This is a genomic window from Halopseudomonas sp. L-58 (genome assembly GCF_056859475.1).
Genome location: NZ_JBSXON010000074.1, coordinates 15,694 through 35,312, shown reverse-complemented (window position 1 = coordinate 35,312; position 19,619 = coordinate 15,694). Strand labels below are relative to the sequence as shown.

General features: G+C 55.4%; 8 protein-coding genes and 1 pseudogene. 8 read left to right on the top strand and 1 reads right to left on the bottom strand.

Annotated features, from left to right (window positions below):
• Positions 1-15: 15 nt before the first annotated feature.
• Positions 16-201: pseudogene (locus AC13EY_RS14325) on the bottom strand (BrxR family helix-turn-helix transcriptional regulator); the annotation flags it as partial.
• Between the two features lie 848 nt (positions 202-1,049).
• On the opposite strand from AC13EY_RS14325, the gene AC13EY_RS14320 reads away from it, so the two are divergent.
• The 8 genes from AC13EY_RS14320 (at position 1,050) to AC13EY_RS14285 (ending at position 19,604) form a co-directional block, all read left to right on the top strand.
• Positions 1,050-4,004: an SNF2-related protein gene (locus AC13EY_RS14320; protein WP_482890422.1), complete on the top strand. Its 2,955-nt coding sequence runs from the start codon at positions 1,050-1,052 to the stop codon at positions 4,002-4,004.
• 12 nt (positions 4,005-4,016) lie between these two features.
• Positions 4,017-5,810: a hypothetical protein gene (locus AC13EY_RS14315; protein WP_482877742.1), complete on the top strand. Its 1,794-nt coding sequence runs from the start codon at positions 4,017-4,019 to the stop codon at positions 5,808-5,810.
• 224 nt (positions 5,811-6,034) lie between these two features.
• Positions 6,035-8,935 carry a DEAD/DEAH box helicase gene (locus AC13EY_RS14310; protein ID WP_482877740.1) on the top strand — a complete coding sequence of 967 codons (2,901 nt, stop codon included), beginning with the start codon at positions 6,035-6,037 and terminating at the stop codon, positions 8,933-8,935.
• Positions 8,936-8,961: 26 nt separating this feature from the next.
• Positions 8,962-13,893 carry an Eco57I restriction-modification methylase domain-containing protein gene (locus AC13EY_RS14305; protein ID WP_482877739.1) on the top strand — a complete coding sequence of 1,644 codons (4,932 nt, stop codon included), beginning with the start codon at positions 8,962-8,964 and terminating at the stop codon, positions 13,891-13,893.
• 167 nt (positions 13,894-14,060) lie between these two features.
• Positions 14,061-15,479, top strand: coding sequence for a S1 RNA-binding domain-containing protein (locus tag AC13EY_RS14300; RefSeq protein ID WP_482877738.1), 1,419 nt, complete (start codon positions 14,061-14,063; stop codon positions 15,477-15,479).
• Positions 15,480-15,482: 3 nt separating this feature from the next.
• Positions 15,483-15,983 carry a hypothetical protein gene (locus tag AC13EY_RS14295; RefSeq protein ID WP_335614040.1) on the top strand — a complete coding sequence of 167 codons (501 nt, stop codon included), beginning with the start codon at positions 15,483-15,485 and terminating at the stop codon, positions 15,981-15,983.
• A gap of 12 nt (positions 15,984-15,995) precedes the next feature.
• Positions 15,996-16,496 (top strand): hypothetical protein, encoded by a 501-nt coding sequence (locus AC13EY_RS14290; RefSeq protein ID WP_482877737.1) that lies wholly within the window; start codon positions 15,996-15,998, stop codon positions 16,494-16,496.
• 12 nt (positions 16,497-16,508) lie between these two features.
• Positions 16,509-19,604 (top strand): DEAD/DEAH box helicase, encoded by a 3,096-nt coding sequence (locus tag AC13EY_RS14285; RefSeq protein WP_482877735.1) that lies wholly within the window; start codon positions 16,509-16,511, stop codon positions 19,602-19,604.
• Positions 19,605-19,619: the final 15 nt, after the last annotated feature.

Below are 19,619 nucleotides of genomic sequence, written 5' to 3'. Positions count from 1 at the left end.
CCTGAACCGCTCCGGGTTCTTCGGGGCATGGTCGGTGATGGAGGTGCTCATGTCCTTGGAGGCCTGCTGGCGACTGATACCAAAGCTCTGGATCAAGTGCTGCGTGGTCAGCCGACCTTCCCACCAGGCGATGGTCTCGATCAGACGATAGCGTAGGGCGAGATCCCAACGGACGGATTCGGGGGTGTTGCTGCGTTTCATGGTGTCCTTACCTGCTTGAAAAGCTGACACATAAGCGTCGCTTGCGAAGACGTGTAAATCAAGATGGCATGTTGGTTTGACTTGGCGCAAGTTTCATTGCGCTGTCAAACGGCCCTCACGAGCATCTGACGGCCTAGAATCCGCAAAATCGCTGCCCCACAGCAAGCCGCGACTAAGTAACCGACTAAGTAACCGACTAAGTAAGCGGCCAAGTAGCGCGCTCAAGAAGCGATGCGCAGGTTCCAGCATCCGCCTGAAAACTTGACCTGTATGCATGACCATTATTGGCCTGTCAGCTAACGCGACATATCATCCAACTGTGCCCGCTGGGAGCGGGCAGGGATGGATCCCCTCGGTCATGGATGACCAACTCTGTTTAGCTGTTCCTGGCAATACACCGCGGGAGACAACAACCGCTTTACCCTGTGCTTGTCGCTGGCTAAAGTGATGGCCATCACACTTTGCCGCAGGTCACAGGGGTGGACCGCTCGATGCAGTCTGCTGTTCTCCTCCTTGCACGCCTTTGGTAATACGATTTGTTTTGCTGCTAAGTCGCGGTGGCTCGCAGGAGTTCTGTTTTATATGGTCAAGGTCGCCCAGTCGTTGCTCAGTTACGGGCAGCAAATGCCAGCCAGGGGATGCGCGCTATGGCCGAATGACAATCGATGGATTGCGGGGGCGCAGAGATGACGGAGTTGGTGCCTGGTACTAAGGTTCGCCTAAGAGATAACCCCAGTCGATATGGTGTGGTGGGGGTAGGCTGCGAGGGCAGCGGACGGCGGCTGAGACTGCAGGTGCACCTCTTTGACGGGCAGGAAGATCACTTTCCGCCTAGTGCTCTGGAGCGGATGCCAGAGACCAATAGTCCCGAGGCTTGCTTCAGGTCAGGCGCGTACTCTCTGGTAAAGAATCTGCGAACGGCGATAACCCATCATCGTTTGAGTGGGCGTCTCGCCAACCTAATTTACAGCTTGAACACCACCAATACGGATTTCTATCCGCACCAGTTCAAGCCTGTGTTGCAGTTTTTGGAGTCGCCCAGCAACGGCATCTTGATCGCGGATGAGGTTGGGCTCGGCAAGACAATCGAGGCGGGCCTGATCTGGACCGAGCTTAGAGCCAGGTTTGATGCGCGCAGGTTGTTGGTGGTGTGCCCAGCGGTGTTGCGCAACAAGTGGCGTGACGAGCTCTTGAACCGGTTTGGTGTCAAAGCAGAGCTGGTTAATGCCGACGAGCTGCGACAGCGGTTGGAAACTGTCAGAGGTAAGCCGAGGCAAGAGTTTGCCCTGATCGCCAGCATGCAAGGGCTGCGTCCGCCCAGTGATTACGAGAACCTGCAAAACAAACAGGGTGCTGCCAAGCTAGCTAGGTTACTCGATGACACGGACATCTCTGGGGAGCCTTTGCTAAACCTTGTGGTGATAGATGAGGCTCACTATCTCCGAAACTCCAGCACAAAAACCAATCGGCTTGGCCACCTGCTCAGGGCGCATGCAGAACACTTGGTATTGTTGTCCGCTACACCCATCCAACTGGCTGACAGCGATCTATTTAGCCTGTTGAAGCTGCTTGACGAATCTGCCTTCCCGCATGAGTACCTGTTTGATCAGAGCATGGAGGTAACCCGTCCGATCATCCAGCTCCGTGACGCCGTGCTGGCCGGGAGTGTCAGCAAGCTGGAGTTTTGTGACGCCATTCGTGAAACCATGGCTAATCACTTTCTGGAGGATAACGCGCAGCTTGCGTCCATGCTCAAGAGGCCACCTACCGAGAAGGAACTGAAATCGCCGGATAGTCGCTCGGAGATCGCTGATCGACTGGATCGTGTGCACCCGCTTAGCAAGATCGTCACGCGCACCCTCAAGCGAGATGTGCAAGCGAACAGGGTGGTGCGCGAACCCTTTGCTATACGCGCGCCGCTAAGTGACGTGGAGCAATCGTTCTACGAACAGGTCACAGCACGGGTGCGTGAATACTGTCAGGAGCACGGTCTGCTGACGGGCTTTATCCTGACAACTCCCCAGAGGCAGATGGCCAGCTGTATGCCGGCGGCCTGTAAGGCCTGGCAGGAGAAGCTAAGCACTGGTCGGATTGCGGGGCTAGACGAAGCCATGTACGAGCTGGCAAGCGATGAGAGTGATGATGAGGTGGTGGAGCCCAGTGCCCTCGGTAGCCTCGTTACCCAACTTGTCGAGATAGCTCAGAGTGTTGGCAACTATGAGCAGCTGCGGTTGCACGATAGTAAATATCAGCTGCTACGTGATGAGCTGCGAAAGTACTTTGCCGCCCTGCCAGAGAAAAAGGTCGTACTGTTTTCATTTTTCCGCCAGACGCTCGCCTATCTTAAAGAGCGCCTGAGCGAGGACGGCATGTCATGCATCGTGCTTCAGGGGGGCGATGACAAAGATGAAGTCCTGCGAGCCTTCAAAGCGGATTCCGGCCCGCAGATATTACTGTCCTCCGAGGTCGGCTCGGAGGGGGTAGACCTCCAGTTTTCTTCGTTGCTGGTGAACTATGACCTGCCATGGAACCCGATGAAAATCGAGCAGCGTATCGGGCGTATCGACCGCCTTGGACAGCAGGCTGACAAAATCGTCATCTGGAATCTCATGTATTCCAATACGATTGATGAGCGAATTTATGACCGGTTGCTAATGCGACTGGATATTTTCACGCAGACGCTCGGCAGCATGGAGTCGGTGATAGGGCGAGTCATTAGCAACATCACCAAGGAGTTGTTCAGTCACCAGCTCAGTCCCGCTGAAGAAAACCAGCGTATCGAGCGAAATCAGCAGGCTCTAGCTGAGGTCAGGCTGCGGCAAACCCAGCTTGAAGCTGAGGCCCCAAATCTGATTGCGCATGGCGACTTCATCATCAACAAGGTAAATGCGGCGAAAAATCTCGAGCGCTACGTGCGTTCCGAAGACCTCTACGCCTACGTCACGGACTATGTTCTGGACAATTATCCTGGCACGCGGTTTATCCCGTTTGAGCACGAGCTGGAACTCTATAGCGTTGAGCTGGCAATGGAGCTGCGCGTCCAGCTCAGTCAATTTGTCCAAGAGAAGGGGTTGCACGGGCAAACGCGCTTGCTGGATCTTAAGCCTCTGCCGGTGCTTTTTGAAAATTGCCATCGTGCGCCTTCATCCAGTTATGAGCGTGTAGCGCAGGATCACCCCTTAGTGCGTTTTGTCGCATCACGTCTGGCCAGTCATGAGAACGCCAGCCAGCGTCACCCTGTCAGCGCAGTGCGGTTACCAAGCTCGTTGGCAAAGGGGGCCAAGCCCGGTTGTTATGTCTTTACCGTTGCGCGTTGGAGCTTTAGTGGAGCGCAGACAACGGAAAGACTGGTTTATGTCGTCAAGATGCTGGGGGGTGACACTCCCCTTGACGCCGAGCAGGCGGAGCAATTGGTGAACCAGGCGGCATTGGCGGGGGATGACTGGACCGCAGCCAGAAACCAGCTGGAACCCGACTCAGTGATTGATGCCTTTGATGAGTGCCGCGGGCAGATAGCCGACCAGTTTTATGACGTGCGTCAGGCGATGCGTGATGAAAACGACGATCGCATCAACCTGCAGATCAAGCTGGTCAGAGATCGCTGCGAGCGCGACGTCCTGCGACTCAGGGACCAGATGGTAAAGCACAGGGAGGCGGGGCATGAACGGGCGATCAAGCTTAAAAAAGGCCAGATAAATAAGAGATATACCCTAAGGGATCAACGTATCGCTGAGTTGCGCCTCAAGCAGCAGCTTGAAGCAGACAATCAGTTTGTTACCGCTGGAGTGATCAGGGTCGATTGACAGGGAGGTTATATGAAGCTTGGGGGATTATTACGTGAGGCTTTTGATAAGGCTGGTGTAGCGCTTCCAGAGAAGCCACGAAAAAAAGCGCGCCACAAAAGCGGGAAGGGGAAGAGCAGAGGGGACGCAAAGCTCGCGCAGCAGAAAAAGCCCCAGCCCCAGGCGGAAAACGTAAGGTCTACTCCTAAGCAGGCTGAGGTCGTAAAGTCATCGCAACCCGAAAAAACGGTCACGGTAACGGCGAACGGTACGCGCATTACACGCTGGTCCGCTCCCGAGCCAGCACCAAAACCGGTGCGCGTAACCAAGCAAACATCCGTCCCCGAGCCGCAGCAAGATGCTGTAGAGCCTTGCTTAACAATCAGGGCAAGTGCTGACGCCCGGGTGACTTGGCACACGCTGAAAGCTGCGAAGCCCGCACCCATAGAGACATGGCCTCGGAGTGGGCACGAAATTCATTTGCGTAATAGCTCAGACGAAAAGCATCTATATCTCGGTCTGGACTTTGGTACCTCATCGCTCAAGGCGGTTATCAGCGACCGTGAGCGGCAGCTTACCTATGCCGTTCCCTTTCGAGATATACAGGGCGTGGCGCGCTACCTTCTGCCTTGCAGGGTTTATCGTGACACGACTGACGCAGGAGTGGAGAGTTATAACCTGGATAGCCATGGTGTGGCGTTCCAAGACCTGAAGCTTGCTTTGTTGTCTGCTCCCGATTCGCATGAAGCTCAGTTGAATGTGGTGGGCTTTCTTGCTTTGGCGCTCAGGTTGATCCGTGGCTGGCTGCTGAGTACCCATGGAGCAACCTACGGCGGCGAGATTATTTGGGATATGGCTGTCGGGCTGCCGTTTGCCAATCGTGAAAATGAAAAGCTTGTAAGCCTCTACAAAACGCTCAGCACTGCCGCATGGATTGCGTCAACCAAGGAGCAGTTGACGCCGGCTGTCGTGCAGCAGGCGATAAAGCGGGCCGAAGAGCTCTCCGCTGGAGCTCCAGTCGACACTGGAGTCGAAGACGTTGAAGACATTGCAGTTGATGTCCACCCGGAGATTGCTGCGCAAATTCACGGTTTTGTCAGCTCCGGCGCTTACGACCCTAACGCCAGCAATATTTACCTGTTGGTCGATGTTGGCGCAGGGACCTTGGACGCGTCTGTTTTCCGGGTCAAACGCGAGGCCGGCCAGAGTAAGGACAGTTTCGCCTTCTTCACAACCTCGGTTGAGCCCCATGGCGTTATGAATCTGCATAGACAGCGAACAGGCGCGTTGCAGAAGGCCCTAGCCGACCAACTGCCTGACCGCGCAGACTTGCTGCAGGCCGTAAAAAGTATTAGCCAACTGACTGATGCCGAAGAGGCTTTGCCAGAGCAAATTGCAGACTATTTCCAGGGAGTTAACGCGCAGTTTCAGGGAGAGACGATTGATAGGCAATTCTACAAGCGGGTAAAACATCAGGTAGCTCAAGAAACATACGCCAAAGTGGAGGCTGATAAGCTCCTTAGTCAGCAGCAAATGCGAGGTATGGATATGTTTATATGTGGCGGCGGCAGTCGCTCTGGTTTTTACCAGCAACTTAATGCAGATATGCAGTCGTCTCCCGGTTGCAGTTGGTTTGGGGTAACCCCCAAATCTTTGCAGCGCCCTCGTGGGCTGCAGGCTCCAGGATTGCCTCGTTCGGACTATCATCGCCTGTCGGTTGCCTACGGTCTTAGCAGGTTAAAGCTCGGCGAGGTGGTTGCTCAGGTGCCTGCATTGGATGTCGAGAACAGGCGGATAGATTTCAGTGACCGCTACATTGATAAATGACGACTGTCTGGACACGAGTCGGGTGGTTCGCTGGCTACTATGCTGCCAAGCCAATGGATCTATAGCCACGGAGTTGCATGGTTTGAGCCCCCCGACGCTTCCCCGAACAAGCAGGATACCGCATCATTGGCCCTGTGATGTAGAAACGCCACATGCGACATGGGATGTCGCCCCCATCGGTCAACATCCCGCCTATAACCATAAGCTGTAAGCAGGAAGTACCGATGTCTGCACTCTACGCCCCCGGCGCCCGTGTTGTAATCCGTGACTGTGAGTGGATCGTGCGCCGCGCCGATCCCTCGGATGACGGTGGTTACGTACTCACGGTGGATGGCCTGTCTGAACTGGTCAACGGCAAGAGCGCCCGGTTTCTTACCCGGCTGGAAGAGCAGGCCGATGCTATTCGTGTGTTGGACCCGGCGCAGACCCGTTTTGAACAAGATCTGTCTCCGGGCTTCGAGAAGAGCCGCCTGTTCATCGAAACCCAGCTGCGCCAGATCACGCCGGCTGACGACAAGATTCACCTGGGCCACAAGGCCGCGATGGACCCGGTGCCCTATCAGCTGGACCCGGCGCTGCAGGCGCTTAAACAGAACCGCCAGCGCATTCTGATTGCCGATGCAGTGGGCCTGGGCAAGACCCTGGAAGCCGGCATTCTCATGACCGAGCTGATGCGCCGTGGCCGCGGCAAGCGCATTCTGGTGCTCACGCTGAAAAGCATGATGACCCAGTTCCAGAAGGAAATGTGGAACCGCTTTACCATCCCGCTCACCCGGCTTGATTCGGCTGGCTTGCAGCGTGTGCGCAACCATATTCCCGGTAACCACAACCCGTTCTACTACTACGACAAGTCGATCATCTCCATCGACACCCTCAAGCAAGACAACGAATACCGCCGCCATCTGGAGCAGGCCTACTGGGACATCATCGTCATCGACGAAGCCCACAACGTCGCCGAGCGTGGCTCCAGTTCGCAGCGAGCCAAACTGGCGCAATTGCTGGCAGGCCGCTCCGATACCCTGATCATGCTCTCGGCTACGCCCCACGACGGCAAGGCCAGAAGTTTTGCCAGCCTGATGAACATGCTCGACCCGACGGCCATCACCGACCCGGACGACTACGCCCGCGATGACTTTAGTGACAAAGGTCTGGTGATCCGTCGCTTCAAGAAGGACATCCGCGATCAGGTAAAGCAGGAATTCAAGGAACGTGTGGTCAACGACGTCTACTTGCACGCCTCACCTGAAGAGGAGGCGGCCTACCAGTATCTGCTCGATGTGCCCTTTACCTACCGCGGCGAACACAGCCAGAGCCGCAACGGTCAATTGGTACGCATTGGACTGCAAAAGGCCATTTTCAGCTCACCGGTGGCAGCTCAGGTCTCGGTTCAGCAGCGCATAAAAAAGCTGGAAAGCAAGCCTGATATCAGCCCAGACGAGAAAGTTGAAGTGCAGAGCCTGCACAGCCTGCTGCTGGCGCTGGCCAAGATCACACCCCAGCAGTTCAACAAATACCAGCACCTGCTGACGCTGCTCGGCAGCAAGGCGTTTGGCTGGAAGAAGAACGATACCGACGACCGCCTGGTGATCTTCAGTGAGCGCATTGAAACGCTCAACTGGCTGCACGGCCAACTGCAACAGGATATCGGTCTGAAAGACGACGCCGTTCGCATCCTCCACGGTGGCATGTCCGATATTGAACAGCAGGAAATTGTTGAAGCCTTCGGCAAGCCAGAGAGCAAACTGCGCGTCCTATTGTGTTCAGACGTAGCCAGCGAGGGCATCAACCTGCATTACCTCTCGCACCGTCTGGTCCACTTTGATCTGCCCTGGTCGTTGATGATCTTTCAGCAGCGCAACGGCCGGGTAGACCGCTACGGTCAAGAACAGACGCCAATTATCACCTACCTGATCAATCAGAGCGACAATCCGCAGGTGCGCGGCGACCAGCGCATTCTGGAAATCCTCAAGGACAAGGACGAACAGGCCTACAAGAACATTGGCGACCCGGCCACCTTTATGAAGGTGCACGACGCCGAGGCCGAAGAAGCACTGACCATGGACGCCATGGCTGCTGGCACCGCCGCCGCAGACTTTGATGCCCAGTATCAGGCCGATGACAGTAACGAAGGCGACGATCTGCTGGCGCTGTTCCTCAACCCGGACGCCGCGGCACCTGTCACCTCTGAGCAGGCCGAGCAGCACACCGTTGAACGATACAGTCTGTTCGATAACGACTTCGACTTTGCCCGTCAGGCCCTTGAGGCATTGAATCGCGAGCAGCAGGTGGTCAGTTGCAGCATTAATCGCGAACGTCAGACCATCACCCTCACGCCGCCGGATGATCTTGAGTACCGCTTCCGTTTTCTGCCGCCTGAAATCAGCCCGCAAGACGGCAGCCTGGTGCTGACCGCCGACAAGCAGCGCTTTGAAGAAGAAATTCGCCGCAGCCGGCAGGACGAAGATGCTTGGCCCAAACTGCATTACCTCTGGCCGCAGCATCCGGCCATCCAGTGGCTGCAGGATCGTCTGTTGGCGCAAGTGGCGCGTCATAGCGCGCCGGTGCTGGCCCTGCCGGAAAGCCCGCAAGTCACTCAGGCCATGCAGGGCGCTGACAGCGTTTTTCTGGTCAGTGGCCTGATTCCCAACCGCAAGGCCCATCCGGTGATCTGGCAATGGTTTGCCGTTCGTTGCAGCGCCGTTGCTGTGCTCGACGTACAGCCAGCGGAAGACTGGCTGAGTAACCTGCAGCTCAACACCCGACTACCCAACCGCGCCGAACCCATCAGCCTGGCGCCGCTCGAGGCCTTGCGTCAGCCGGTAATCAGTGCCGTCAGTGCGCAGATGGCGCAGTTGCAGCAAGCTTTCAGCGCAGCCCGTCAGCCAGAGCTGGAGCAGCAGCTTGCAGGCCTGCAAGCCCTCAAAGGCCGACAACTGCAGCAGCTGGACCTGCAGTTGCAGGGCTCTGGGCAGGCCGAGCACTTCAAGCTCGCGCGCCGTGAGGAGCGCAGTGCCCGCATTGAACAGATTTTTGCCGACTACCAGACCTGGGTGCGCGATACCCTCAGCATTGAGCCGGTGCCCTTTATTCAGATCATCGCCGCCTTCACCCGCGCAAGCGCCTGAAGCCCAGGTTAATCAGGAATACTCGTATGGCAGTACAAGACAGCGCCGCCACCTTTATCGGCCTGAGCAATGAAAACGAATTTTTCAGCGCCCATTACCTCGCAGAGGTGTTTGAGGGTGATCTGGCCGATACCATCCGCGACTGGGAGGCCCGTGAAGAGCAGGCCCGCGCAGAGGGACACGACTACAGCACACCGCACCGCGGGCTGCGTAACCTGAACCAGAGCTATTTCGCCCTGCGCCACAAGCTCAAGACCGAACGCACCGCCGCTGAGCGGGTGCGCCTGCAGCGCCAGTTCTATGCCGACCTGATGCAAGTACTCGGCATCGCCTGCCAGCCAGAGAACCGCCTGCTCGCCGCCAGTCAGGAGCTGCCGGTACTCGCTGCGCTGGGCGATCAGCTCTGGGTGCTGGGAGCGCTGGATCAGGACAACGAAGGTCTGGACCCGCTCTCGCTCAAATTGCACGCCAGCCAGTTCATTGGCCCCGGCCCCCATGCCGACGCGCTGAAAAATAGCGACTGGTACAGCATTCTCGATCAGGCCGTCTTCCGTCAGGACAACCCGCCACGCTGGGTGTTACTGCTGTCTGATCGTCAGGGCATTTTGATCGACCGCTACAAGTGGTCACAAAACCGCATGCTGCGCTTTGACTGGGAAGACATTCTCGGCCGCCGCGACGACAAAACCCTGAAAGCCACCGCCGTACTGCTGCATCGCGATAGCCTCGCGCCCAGCGAAGGCCAATGCCGCCTGGATAGCCTGGACGAGAACAGCCACAAGCACGCCTTTGCCGTTTCCGATGACCTCAAGTACGCCCTGCGCCAGGCCATCGAGCAGCTTGGCAACCAGGCCGCGGAGCAGCTGGTGGCGCAGGCTCGCGAGCGCAAGGAAGGCATCTTCAGCGGCGACAATGCCCTGGATGCCGATCAGCTCTCCAAGGAATGCCTGCGTTACATGTACCGCATTCTGTTCCTGTTCTATATCGAGGCCAGGCCCGAGCTGGGGTATTTGCCCACCACCGATGAAACCTGGCGCACCGGTTACAGTCTGGACAGCCTGCGCGATCTGGAAATGGTCCGCCTGACCACCGACGCCAGCCGCCAGGGGCGCTACTTTCACGACAGCCTGCAGCGCATGTTCAGTCTGATCTATCAGGGCAACAGCATCAGTCGCCAGCACGACCAGCTGCATCAGAGCAGCGCCAACGCCTTCACCCTGCAGGGGTTGGATAGCCACCTGTTTGACCCAGCCAAAACGCCGCTGCTCAACCGCGTGGTGTTCAGCAACGAGACCTTGCAGCAGGTCATCCGCAGCATGTCGCTCACCCGCCCGCAGAAGGGCAAACAGCGCCGTGGCCGGGTGAGTTACACCCAGCTGGGTATCAACCAGCTAGGCGCCGTGTATGAAGCGCTGCTCAGTTATCGCGGCTTCTTCGCCACTGAAGACCTCTACGAGGTTGCCCCCAAGGGCGAGAACATCAACCCCAACGAGCTGGAGACCGGTTACTTTGTTAGCCAGCGTCAGCTCGACGAGTTTGCTGACAACGAGCGGGTGTATGACCTGGTTAACGGCAAGAAGACCCTGCGCGTGCACCCCAAGGGCAAGTTCATCTACCGCATGGCTGGGCGCGACCGGGAGAAGAGCGCCAGTTATTACACCCCCGAGGTACTGACCAAAAGCCTGGTCAAATACACCCTCAAGGAACGTCTGAGTGCAGACGTAACCGCAGACGACATCCTCAACCTCACCGTCTGCGAGCCGGCCATGGGCAGCGCCGCCTTCTTGAACGAAGCGGTAAATCAGCTGGCAGAGGCTTACCTCACCCGCAAGCAGCAGGAGCTGGGCCAGCGCATCCCGCACGAGGCGTATCAGAGAGAGTTGCAGCGGGTGAAAATGCACATCGCCGATCACAACGTCTACGGTGTGGACCTCAACCCCATCGCCGTTGAGCTGGCTGAAGTCTCGCTCTGGCTCAATGCGCTGTCTGGCGGCCATAACGTACCCTGGTTCGGCTATCAGCTGTTTAGTGGTAACAGCCTGATCGGCGCCCGTCGTGAGGTGTACCCGGCCATCGCGCTGAAAAAACAGGCCAAGGACGGGCTCTGGTATAACCAGCCGCCGCGCCGTCTGGAGCCGCGCACCTTGCTGGAGCCGAACGGCGAAGGCGGGCGTCGTGAGCAAGACATCTATCACTTCCTGCTGCCTGACCCCGGCATGGCGGATTACGGCGACAAGGTCGCCAAGCAGCTGCGCCCAGACGCCTTCAGGAAACTGAAAGAGTGGAAAAAGGACTTCTGCGCCCCGCTGGAGGCCAGCGAGATCAGCCTGCTGCAAAGCCTCAGCCAGGCGGTAGACCGTCTCTGGCGCGAGCACACCCAGATGCTCGCCCAGCACCGCCAGCGCACCGAAGACACCTACCCGCTCTGGGGCCAGCAGGGCGTGCAGGAGCACCACACCAGCACCCGCGAAAAAGACGACCTGCGCGCCCGCGGCATCTTCAACACCAACGCCCGCATCGCCTCACCTTACCGCCGCCTCAAGCTGGCGATGGACTACTGGTGCGCCCTGTGGTTCTGGCCGCTGGATCAGGTAGACCAACTGCCAGACCGGCAGAAGTGGCTGTTCGACCTCAACACCATTCTCAACAGCGCCGGCACCTTTACCTTCGCCCCCGAGCAGGAAGGGTTGTTTGCTGCTGAGCAGCCGCCAGCCGATCAGGCGAGTGGCGGGCTTGCCCCGCCCACCGCGGATATGTTTGCCGCGGAGCAACCCCAGCTTGGCCTGCGCGCAGAGACCCGCGCCGCCCGCGAGGTGAGTACGCCCCAGGGTGAGCTGAACCTGGAAAAACTGTTCAAGAACCCGTTCTACGCCACCCTCAAGCTGGCCAACCAACTGGGTGAGCAATACCGCTTTTTCCACTGGGAACTGGCCTTTGCCGATGTCTTCGCCAATCGTGGCGGTTTCGACATTACCCTGGGTAACCCGCCCTGGCGCAAAGTGGAATGGCAGGAAGGCGGCATCCTTGGCGACCACAACCCGGCTTTTGTACTGCACAAACTCAGCGCCAAGCAACTGACCGATGAGCGTGAAGCTGCCTTTGAGCGCAACCCCGAACTGGAGCAGGCCTGGTTTGCCGAACTCGCGGAAGCGGAAGGCTCGCAGGCGTTTCTGAATGCCACTCAGAACTATCCGCAGCTCGCGGGCCAGAAAGCCAACTTGTATAAATGCTTCCTGCCGCGCGCCTGGGCCAATGTGAACAAGCAGGGCGTTAGTGGGTTTTTGCATCCGGAGGGGATTTATGACGATCCCAAGGGTGGGGCGTTTCGCCGTGAGGTTTATCATCGACTGCGTGCGCACCACCAGTACCAGAATGAGAGGGCTCTGTTCCCGATCGGTAACCGTAACAAATTCAGTGTGAATATATCGGGGCCTTATCGTGAGGAAGTAAGCTTCGACAATATTGCCAACCTGTTTATGCCGCAAACTGTCGATGGCTGTTATACAGATCCTGTTGGAAGACGGGTCGGTGGCATAAAGAACGAGCAGGATGAGTGGAACTTGGAGGGGCATCCGGACCGAATAATAGAAGTAAGCAGGCATGAACTTGCCCTGTTTGCTCAACTCTACGATGAAGCTGGTACTGATGCATTGGAGGCACGCCTGCCAGCTCTTCATGCGCGTCAGCTAATGACTGTGCTGGATAAATTTGCTGTGCAGCCTCGTCGGCTTGGGGACCTGAAGGGGCAATACTATTCGACTCAGCACTGGAACGAAGTGAATGCCCAGCAAGACGGCACAATCAAGCGAGAAACCCAGTTTCCGCAGACCCCGGACCAATGGATACTCTCCGGCCCGCATTTCTTCGTCGGCAACCCGTTCTACAACACCCCCCGGGCGGTGTGTGACACGCACAAGGCCTACGACAACCTCGACCTGCAAACCCTGCCGGACAATTACCTGCCGCGCACCAACTACATCCCCGCCTGCGACCCCGCCATCTACCGCGACCGCACCCCAACAGTGCCCTGGGTGGAAGAGGGCGAGCATCGGGCGCGGTTGGTGACGGAGTATTATCGGTTGTTCTGTCGCAGGCAACTGAGTCAGTCAGGTGAGCGGACCCTTTTAGGGATGGTTGCTCCGAAAGGGGCAGGCCACATCCATCCTGTTATCTCCACCACCTTCAAAGATCAGACTGCGATGCTGGATTTTGGAGCAGCTTGTGCTTCTTTGGTCTTTGATTTTTGGTTGAAAACAACTGGGAAAGGAGATCTATACGAGTCTGTTCTTCGGCTTATGCCTCTAGTCAGTGATGGGCGCGTCAGGTTCCGTGGGCTGCTGTTGTACTGCTTAACCAACCACTACGCTGACCTCTGGCAATCCAACTGGCAAGACAGCTTCCGCCAACAACGTTGGGCCATCCGCGAACCCATCGCCGCGCTGCTGCAGGACTTCTTCGCCAACCTCACCCCCGAGTGGCAACGCAACAACGCCCTGCGCAGCGACTACGCCCGCCGTCAGGCGCTGGTCGAAATCGACGTGCTGGTTGCCCAGGCCCTCGGCCTGACCCTGGAAGAACTGCTCACTATCTACCGCGTGCAGTTCCCGGTCATGCGACAGTATGAAGCCGACACCTGGTACGACCAGCGCGGCCGCATCGTCTTCACCCCCAGCAAGGGCTTGGTCGGCGTCGGCCTGCCACGCAAGGCCAACAAAAAAGAGCTCGACGCCGGCACCCACTACTCAATCGACTCCCCCGAGCGCACCGAACACAACATCGCCCTCGGCTGGGAAGACATCCAGCACCTGCAGCAAGGCACCGTCCGCAAAACCCACCAGGACGACACCCTGCCAAACGGCCCCTGGGAAACCACCACCGAATACCACGCCCCCTTCTTCAAACCCAACCGGGAAGAGGATTATCGGGTGGCATGGGAGGTATTTGAGGAGATTCGCTAGTGGGCTTCTTAAGTAGTCTTTTCACCGCCTTGTTGGAAAATTCTGCACGGTCTACTCGGCCCAAGCGTCCTGCAGCTTCTTATTTTGGTTCGGAAAGTAGCGGAACTACCTCGCGAAGTAGCCAAACTGCCTCGCGAAGTAACGTCACTTATAGCCCAGGGCAAGTGATGTCGGGAAAAGTGGATTACGTGGGGCCAAAGTTTGCAAAGGTGGCGTCGGGTGACCTGACTGCGGTGGTGTTTCTTGGCGAGATAGCCAATAACAGGGTGTCTGCTGCCAGCGACTTATTGACTGTTGGGCAAACTGTAGAATTTGTGCTGGTTAAGAATGATCCGCGTGGTTGGCAAGCCAGTATCAGCGCTGTCCCGGAAGCTCTGATAAGGCAGGCGCTCGGGAGTGTGCGTGAAGGTTCGCTTGTGACGGGGTGTGTCATAGATTTAAAGACTACTGGTGCGGAAATCGATGCGGGAGGATTCAGAGCGTGGGTTCCATTGTCTGAACTGGCTTGGCGCTGGATTGAACATCCTGCTGATGTGGTGTTTCTTGGTGAGAAGATTCAAGTACAAATTATTCGTATCGAAACGCCCGACGGTTGGCTGTCGAATAAACGGCAGAGGAAGGCTCGAGCAATCGCAAGCCTCCGGGCGTGTATTCCTCAGCCTGTGTCGCCCACTATCGCTGTTGCCTTCAGCGGCCTGCCTTTCAAAGTCTGGGCTGTTGCCAAAAAACCACGCAGTTTTGATGCCGTAACAAGCTTCGTATTGGAAGAGCTCGCTGAAGGTAAGAATAGAGAAGCGATTGCCTCGACTACAGGGCTTGATCGGGCCACGCTAGAAGATATTCACACGTATCTCGTAGAGGAAAAGCTTGCCAGCGACTGGGGACTCAGTAGAAAGGGTAGGGATTTGGTAGAAGCCTTAGCTCTGGTTCTTGACATGAATGCAAATCCGGTACGTGGGGTATATTCAGGCGCTGCTCCTGCAAATTCCCAGTTGATCGCTATTGATGAGCATCGCAAGCAGCAGGCATTGCCACGTGGTTGGCCGCGCCCTCCCTATGACAAGCGGGCCGATGATAGCTTTTTGCGTGCAGCGGGCGAGGCCTTACCCGAAGAAATTCTCACTACGCTGGTGTCAGGTGAGTTGCGCGAGAAGCTGAAGAAGGTAATGGAAGACAGCCGGGTCCAGATATTTCTGCGCCGCGATGGTGAAAGCCCCTGGAAAACTGTATTTGTTGATACCTCTGAGAATTGGTTGCTGGCCGGTCTTTGGCATGTATTTACGCCATTTGCCGGTAAACCCTTCAGGCCTGCGAGCGGAGAGGAGCGATGCAGGAACTTTCTGATGCTACGCTGCCGAGCTGAGTCGTCGGAACCCGAGGGAGGGGCGGTCGAGACTGTATATTATGAACCAAATACCCAAACGCTTTGGATCCTCAAAGATGAGCAGCAGGTGAGAATCAATGATGCCAAAGGTGAGAACTTCCCTGATCTGCCTGCGGAGTTGGACAAGAATATAGATTCGGGTACAGGGCATATAGTATTTGCATTTCAGCTAGAGTCATGGTGCCGGGTTAAGGTGTTTTAGGGTATGTCTATTCGAATACCGAGACAGGCGCTTTTATTGCTGAAAAATACGGTTGTTATGGCTAGTAAATACGGGCTCAAGAAAGGGATGGCGAAAGCCGCTGTAAAAGCCAACCCTGCTTTGTTGCTGTTGGAGGCAGCCGTGTCGGTTGCGGATGCAGTGAACTCCTATATAAATCTTAAGGAGGCCCGCTTACATCGTGATGGGCTGACACGATTTATCCAGCATGAGGGCAAGAGGCTTGAGCTTGAGCGCCAGAAGCTGGCCGATCAGATTGCTCTGGCAAAGCAGGATCTTAGCAATAATCGCAAGGTGCAACAGCGGTTGGGTGAGCTGGTGCTGGCCTGCTCAGCTGCGTATCGCCTTGTTTGGGATGAATTGCATGCGATACGCAGTTCGGACCTGCCTGATCTTGAAGCTTTTGATACACAGCTAATCGAGCTTGAAGATGTATGGAGAGAACTGCAAATTGCTCTGCAATATTACAATGAAACCAGTGCTTAGGAGATGAAAGTGATGTCTGATCAAAAGCTGTCAATGTCTGACGAGTTGCTTGCGAAAGTTGCAGCGGTTTCGGCGACTAAGAGTGCAACAACTACTGTGGGTGAGCAGACTGAAATACTAAAAAATGAGCGTGCCACTATAGAAGGGAACACGAAAGTGAAGGTTGCTCAGCTTCAAGTCGCAAAGGAAGCGATAGAAGCACTTAAGGGCGTTTTTGAGGTTTTTAAGTCTCGCAACCAGCTGCAGGCAACCATTGCAGAATGGCAGGGACGTATCACGCAAGTAGAAAACGAAGTTAAAAAAGCAGAGGTTGGTCTTCAGATGACCAAGGAGAATAACCGGGTCAGGACTGAGGAGCTGGATCTGACAAGAAGGGTACTAGAGGCGCCGTTAGAACTGTTTGATTACACCATGCAGGAGATGAAGGGGCTGGACTGTTCAAAGGAGGATAAGGCAAAGCTACGCGCGGAGCTGCTGCGCATTTCTGATCAGTTAATACAGCTAAAGAAGTAGTAGGGAATCCGTGTGATTCATCTATTTGTTATAGCGGGTATCAGCCTCACAGCTACCGGTATCAGTTGGTGGAATGGTCGGCAAACCAGCGATGTCCAGAATCAAATCAAGGTGTTGGAGGGTCAGCTCAAAGGTCTCTGTGCAGCGGATGAAAAAGAAAGACGCACGCTACTGATCAGCTACGTTGAGGGGCTTGAAAAGCTTATCGCCCTAGAGCTTGATATGCGTAATCAGGTTGCGACCGAGCTAACGGCAAGTCACGCCAAAGCAAAAACGATTTTGGGCAAGCGGCTGGGTAGTCGAGAGAGCGACACATTTCATCAAGTAGTTCTAGAGCTTGAACTCGGCTTGAGCCGTGTTCATGCTGAGCGGGCCCACCTGCGCCTGGTCAGTGAGTGTCTAGCGGAATTTGTGGATGGGGATCATTTCAACGTGCCCAGCCCATCAGAGCTGCAGCTACCAAATGATTTTCCGCGTGAAGGCGGGTTGGTGCATTTTGAAGGGACAGTACCGAGCAAGCTCCATGATTATGAGCTACAGGTGCAAAACTGGTCGGAAGAGCTTAATGGCCGAGCGATGCTGTTTGATGTTGATCATGAAAGACGAGTCGCGAAAGTCTCGACGCCGAGTGCGGGGCTCTTAGAAGCAAACTTGACGGATGGCGGCGGTGCAATGCTCGCCAAGGTTATCCGGCGTGACCACCAGGGGGTTCATCTGGATTACTTGGGGGTAAGCTTGCTGCTGCAGGCAAGGCCTCAAGAATATAGTCGTTTGAGCCCTGAAACCGAGATCGAGGTGTACCCGCAGGTCTGGTTGTTGAGCCAAATAAGCGCGCTGAATCAGAACAATCCACTGCTGGTCAGACTGACGCCTAGAGTCGGGGGTAGTCGAGAGTTTTGGTCACCTATCTTGTTGTCTGTTCCAGAAAGCAAATTGGCAGACCTAGTGGATGCTTATGAAGCCATTGGTCAGGTTAGCCAAGCATCACCTTGGCGGGTGTTTCTTGTCGGGTCAAGTAAAGTTGGTTTTATGCTGGGTAACGTGACTTTGCTGACTACAGCCAGCAATGAAGAGAAGGCTTTCGTGTTAGATGCGGTAATCTTTGATTACGACATTCCCTCTTCTTCTATTCGTTTTCATGCAGGGCTAGCTGCTTTTGTACCTGGCTCCGATGACGATATTAATGCGGATCGTTCGGTTTTTTTGCCTTTTGTGGAAGCGTTAAACTCTGAGCTTACGGGCCAGAAACAAATGTTGCTTCAGCGTAAAACGGCTCTAAGACTGCGTAAGCTGTCGCTTATTTATCAGGATCAACAGGAGCATATCCAGACGGAGGGGGGCTGCGGTTTTTTACCTGGCCGCGTTGATAAGGGGGGGAAGGTTGTTATTGGTACCGTTACGACCATTAGCCGCCCTAGCTGGCTTGATGAGGCAGCCTCTGGTGATGGCAAAGTCCGACTGCAGGTCACTGGGCATTCTGAAACATGGAAAATCAAGCGAGCTGCTTGGGTTGATCTGAAGCTCGGCATAATGCGTTTGGATTTGGACGTACACTATCAGGCTGATTTTCACGAAATTAACCCCTTTGGGCTTTCCCGCATCGAACGCATTGGGGAGGGCAGTCAGCAGCAGATTTTGAGCAAGGCCCTAGAGAAGGCAATCCTCGGAAGATTTGTGTCACCCAGAGTACATGAAGCTCTGCTCGGTCTTGCGGGTGACTCAATCTCTAATACTAATTTGAGTCGAGCCAGTGTTGAAGGGTTGCTGGGTTCTGAAGAGCCGGTTGTATGTGTATGGGGGCCTCCGGGTACCGGTAAAACGACGCTTTTGGTTAATTGGTTGACGGGGCTTTTTACTAACTCAAACAGACAGAATTGGCCGAGCATTCTGGTTTGCGCTCCGACTCACGTTGCTGTTACCAAGTTAGTAGTGGATCTGCTGGAAAAGATTCCTGAATTGAGAGACGAGGTCGTGCGATATGGTAGTCGCGACAAAGTCGAAGGTACTGAACTTGAGGCAGAATGGCACGAGAAACGCTTGTTGATACTGGATCCAGAATATAGAGAAAGTCTCGATTCAGATGAGGCAACGCAACGCTGGAAGGCGCTATTGGCTAGCCGCGAAGGGCGGGAGTCGGCAGCTAAATGGCTGTTAGGATCAAAGCGCATTCACGCAGCCACTTGTACGGGTATGGCAAGAGTCGATTATGGGTTATGGAGTCGCGCCTTCGATATTGCCATCATCGATGAGGCAGGAAAGGCCTTTGGTGCTGAGTTGTTGATACCTGCATCGGTCGCAAAAAGAGTTGTTTTGGTCGGAGACCATAATCAGCTGCCACCGACCGTGACGACAGATATGCTCGATGACAGTATAGGCTATCGTCTGTCGGTATCCGAGGTGGAGGAGCTGTTACGCCGTAACACGTTTCACGACATTTTTGAACAGCTCCCCGCTTCAAGCAAGGGCATGCTCACGACTCAATACCGGATGCACAAAGACATTGGTGATATAGTAAGCGAGATGTTTTACCAGAGCTGTCTTGAGTCTGCCAGAAGTGAAGAAGGGTGGCGGCTTTCTAGTCATCGGCTTGCTTTTGTTGATTTTAGTAATGTCCCCGATTATAGGCACCGAAAAGCAGGTATCTCTAAGTCTATTGAAAACCCAGTTGAGCGGGCCGCAGTTAATACGCTATTAAAACGCATGGATGACTCAGGTAGGTTTGGAGAGCTTAGCATATTAGTGGTGTGCCCTTATAAAGCACAAAGAAACGCAGTCGAGGTAGCCATCAGGGAGCGCTCTTATAATCTCGATCTGGAAGTAACAACAGTGGATGCAGTTCAGGGAGGTGAAGCAAATATTGTCATATTGCTTATGACTCGAAACTCTGGTCAGGTTGATTTCTTATTGGATAAGCATCGGCTGAACGTAGCTCTTTCAAGAGCGCGGGATGCTGTATTCATTTTTGGCCATGTAGAATGTCTGACCAAGAATGCTGGCAGTCCAGTCGCGAAGCTTTTGGATATAGGTAATAGAAATGGAACCTTGAAATTGATGAGGCTTGAGCCTAACGTGTCCTTTAATCGGCAGCTGGGTGGGCTCGTCAAGTGAGGCTTTCTGTGGCGC

Coding starts and splice junctions, on each gene's coding strand:
- AC13EY_RS14320 (WP_482890422.1), top strand. CDS start 1,050: ATGCCAGAGACCAATAGTCCCGAGGCTTGCTTCAGGTCAGGCGCGTAC.
- AC13EY_RS14315 (WP_482877742.1), top strand. CDS start 4,017: ATGAAGCTTGGGGGATTATTACGTGAGGCTTTTGATAAGGCTGGTGTA.
- AC13EY_RS14310 (WP_482877740.1), top strand. CDS start 6,035: ATGTCTGCACTCTACGCCCCCGGCGCCCGTGTTGTAATCCGTGACTGT.
- AC13EY_RS14305 (WP_482877739.1), top strand. CDS start 8,962: ATGGCAGTACAAGACAGCGCCGCCACCTTTATCGGCCTGAGCAATGAA.
- AC13EY_RS14300 (WP_482877738.1), top strand. CDS start 14,061: ATGTCGGGAAAAGTGGATTACGTGGGGCCAAAGTTTGCAAAGGTGGCG.
- AC13EY_RS14295 (WP_335614040.1), top strand. CDS start 15,483: ATGTCTATTCGAATACCGAGACAGGCGCTTTTATTGCTGAAAAATACG.
- AC13EY_RS14290 (WP_482877737.1), top strand. CDS start 15,996: ATGTCTGATCAAAAGCTGTCAATGTCTGACGAGTTGCTTGCGAAAGTT.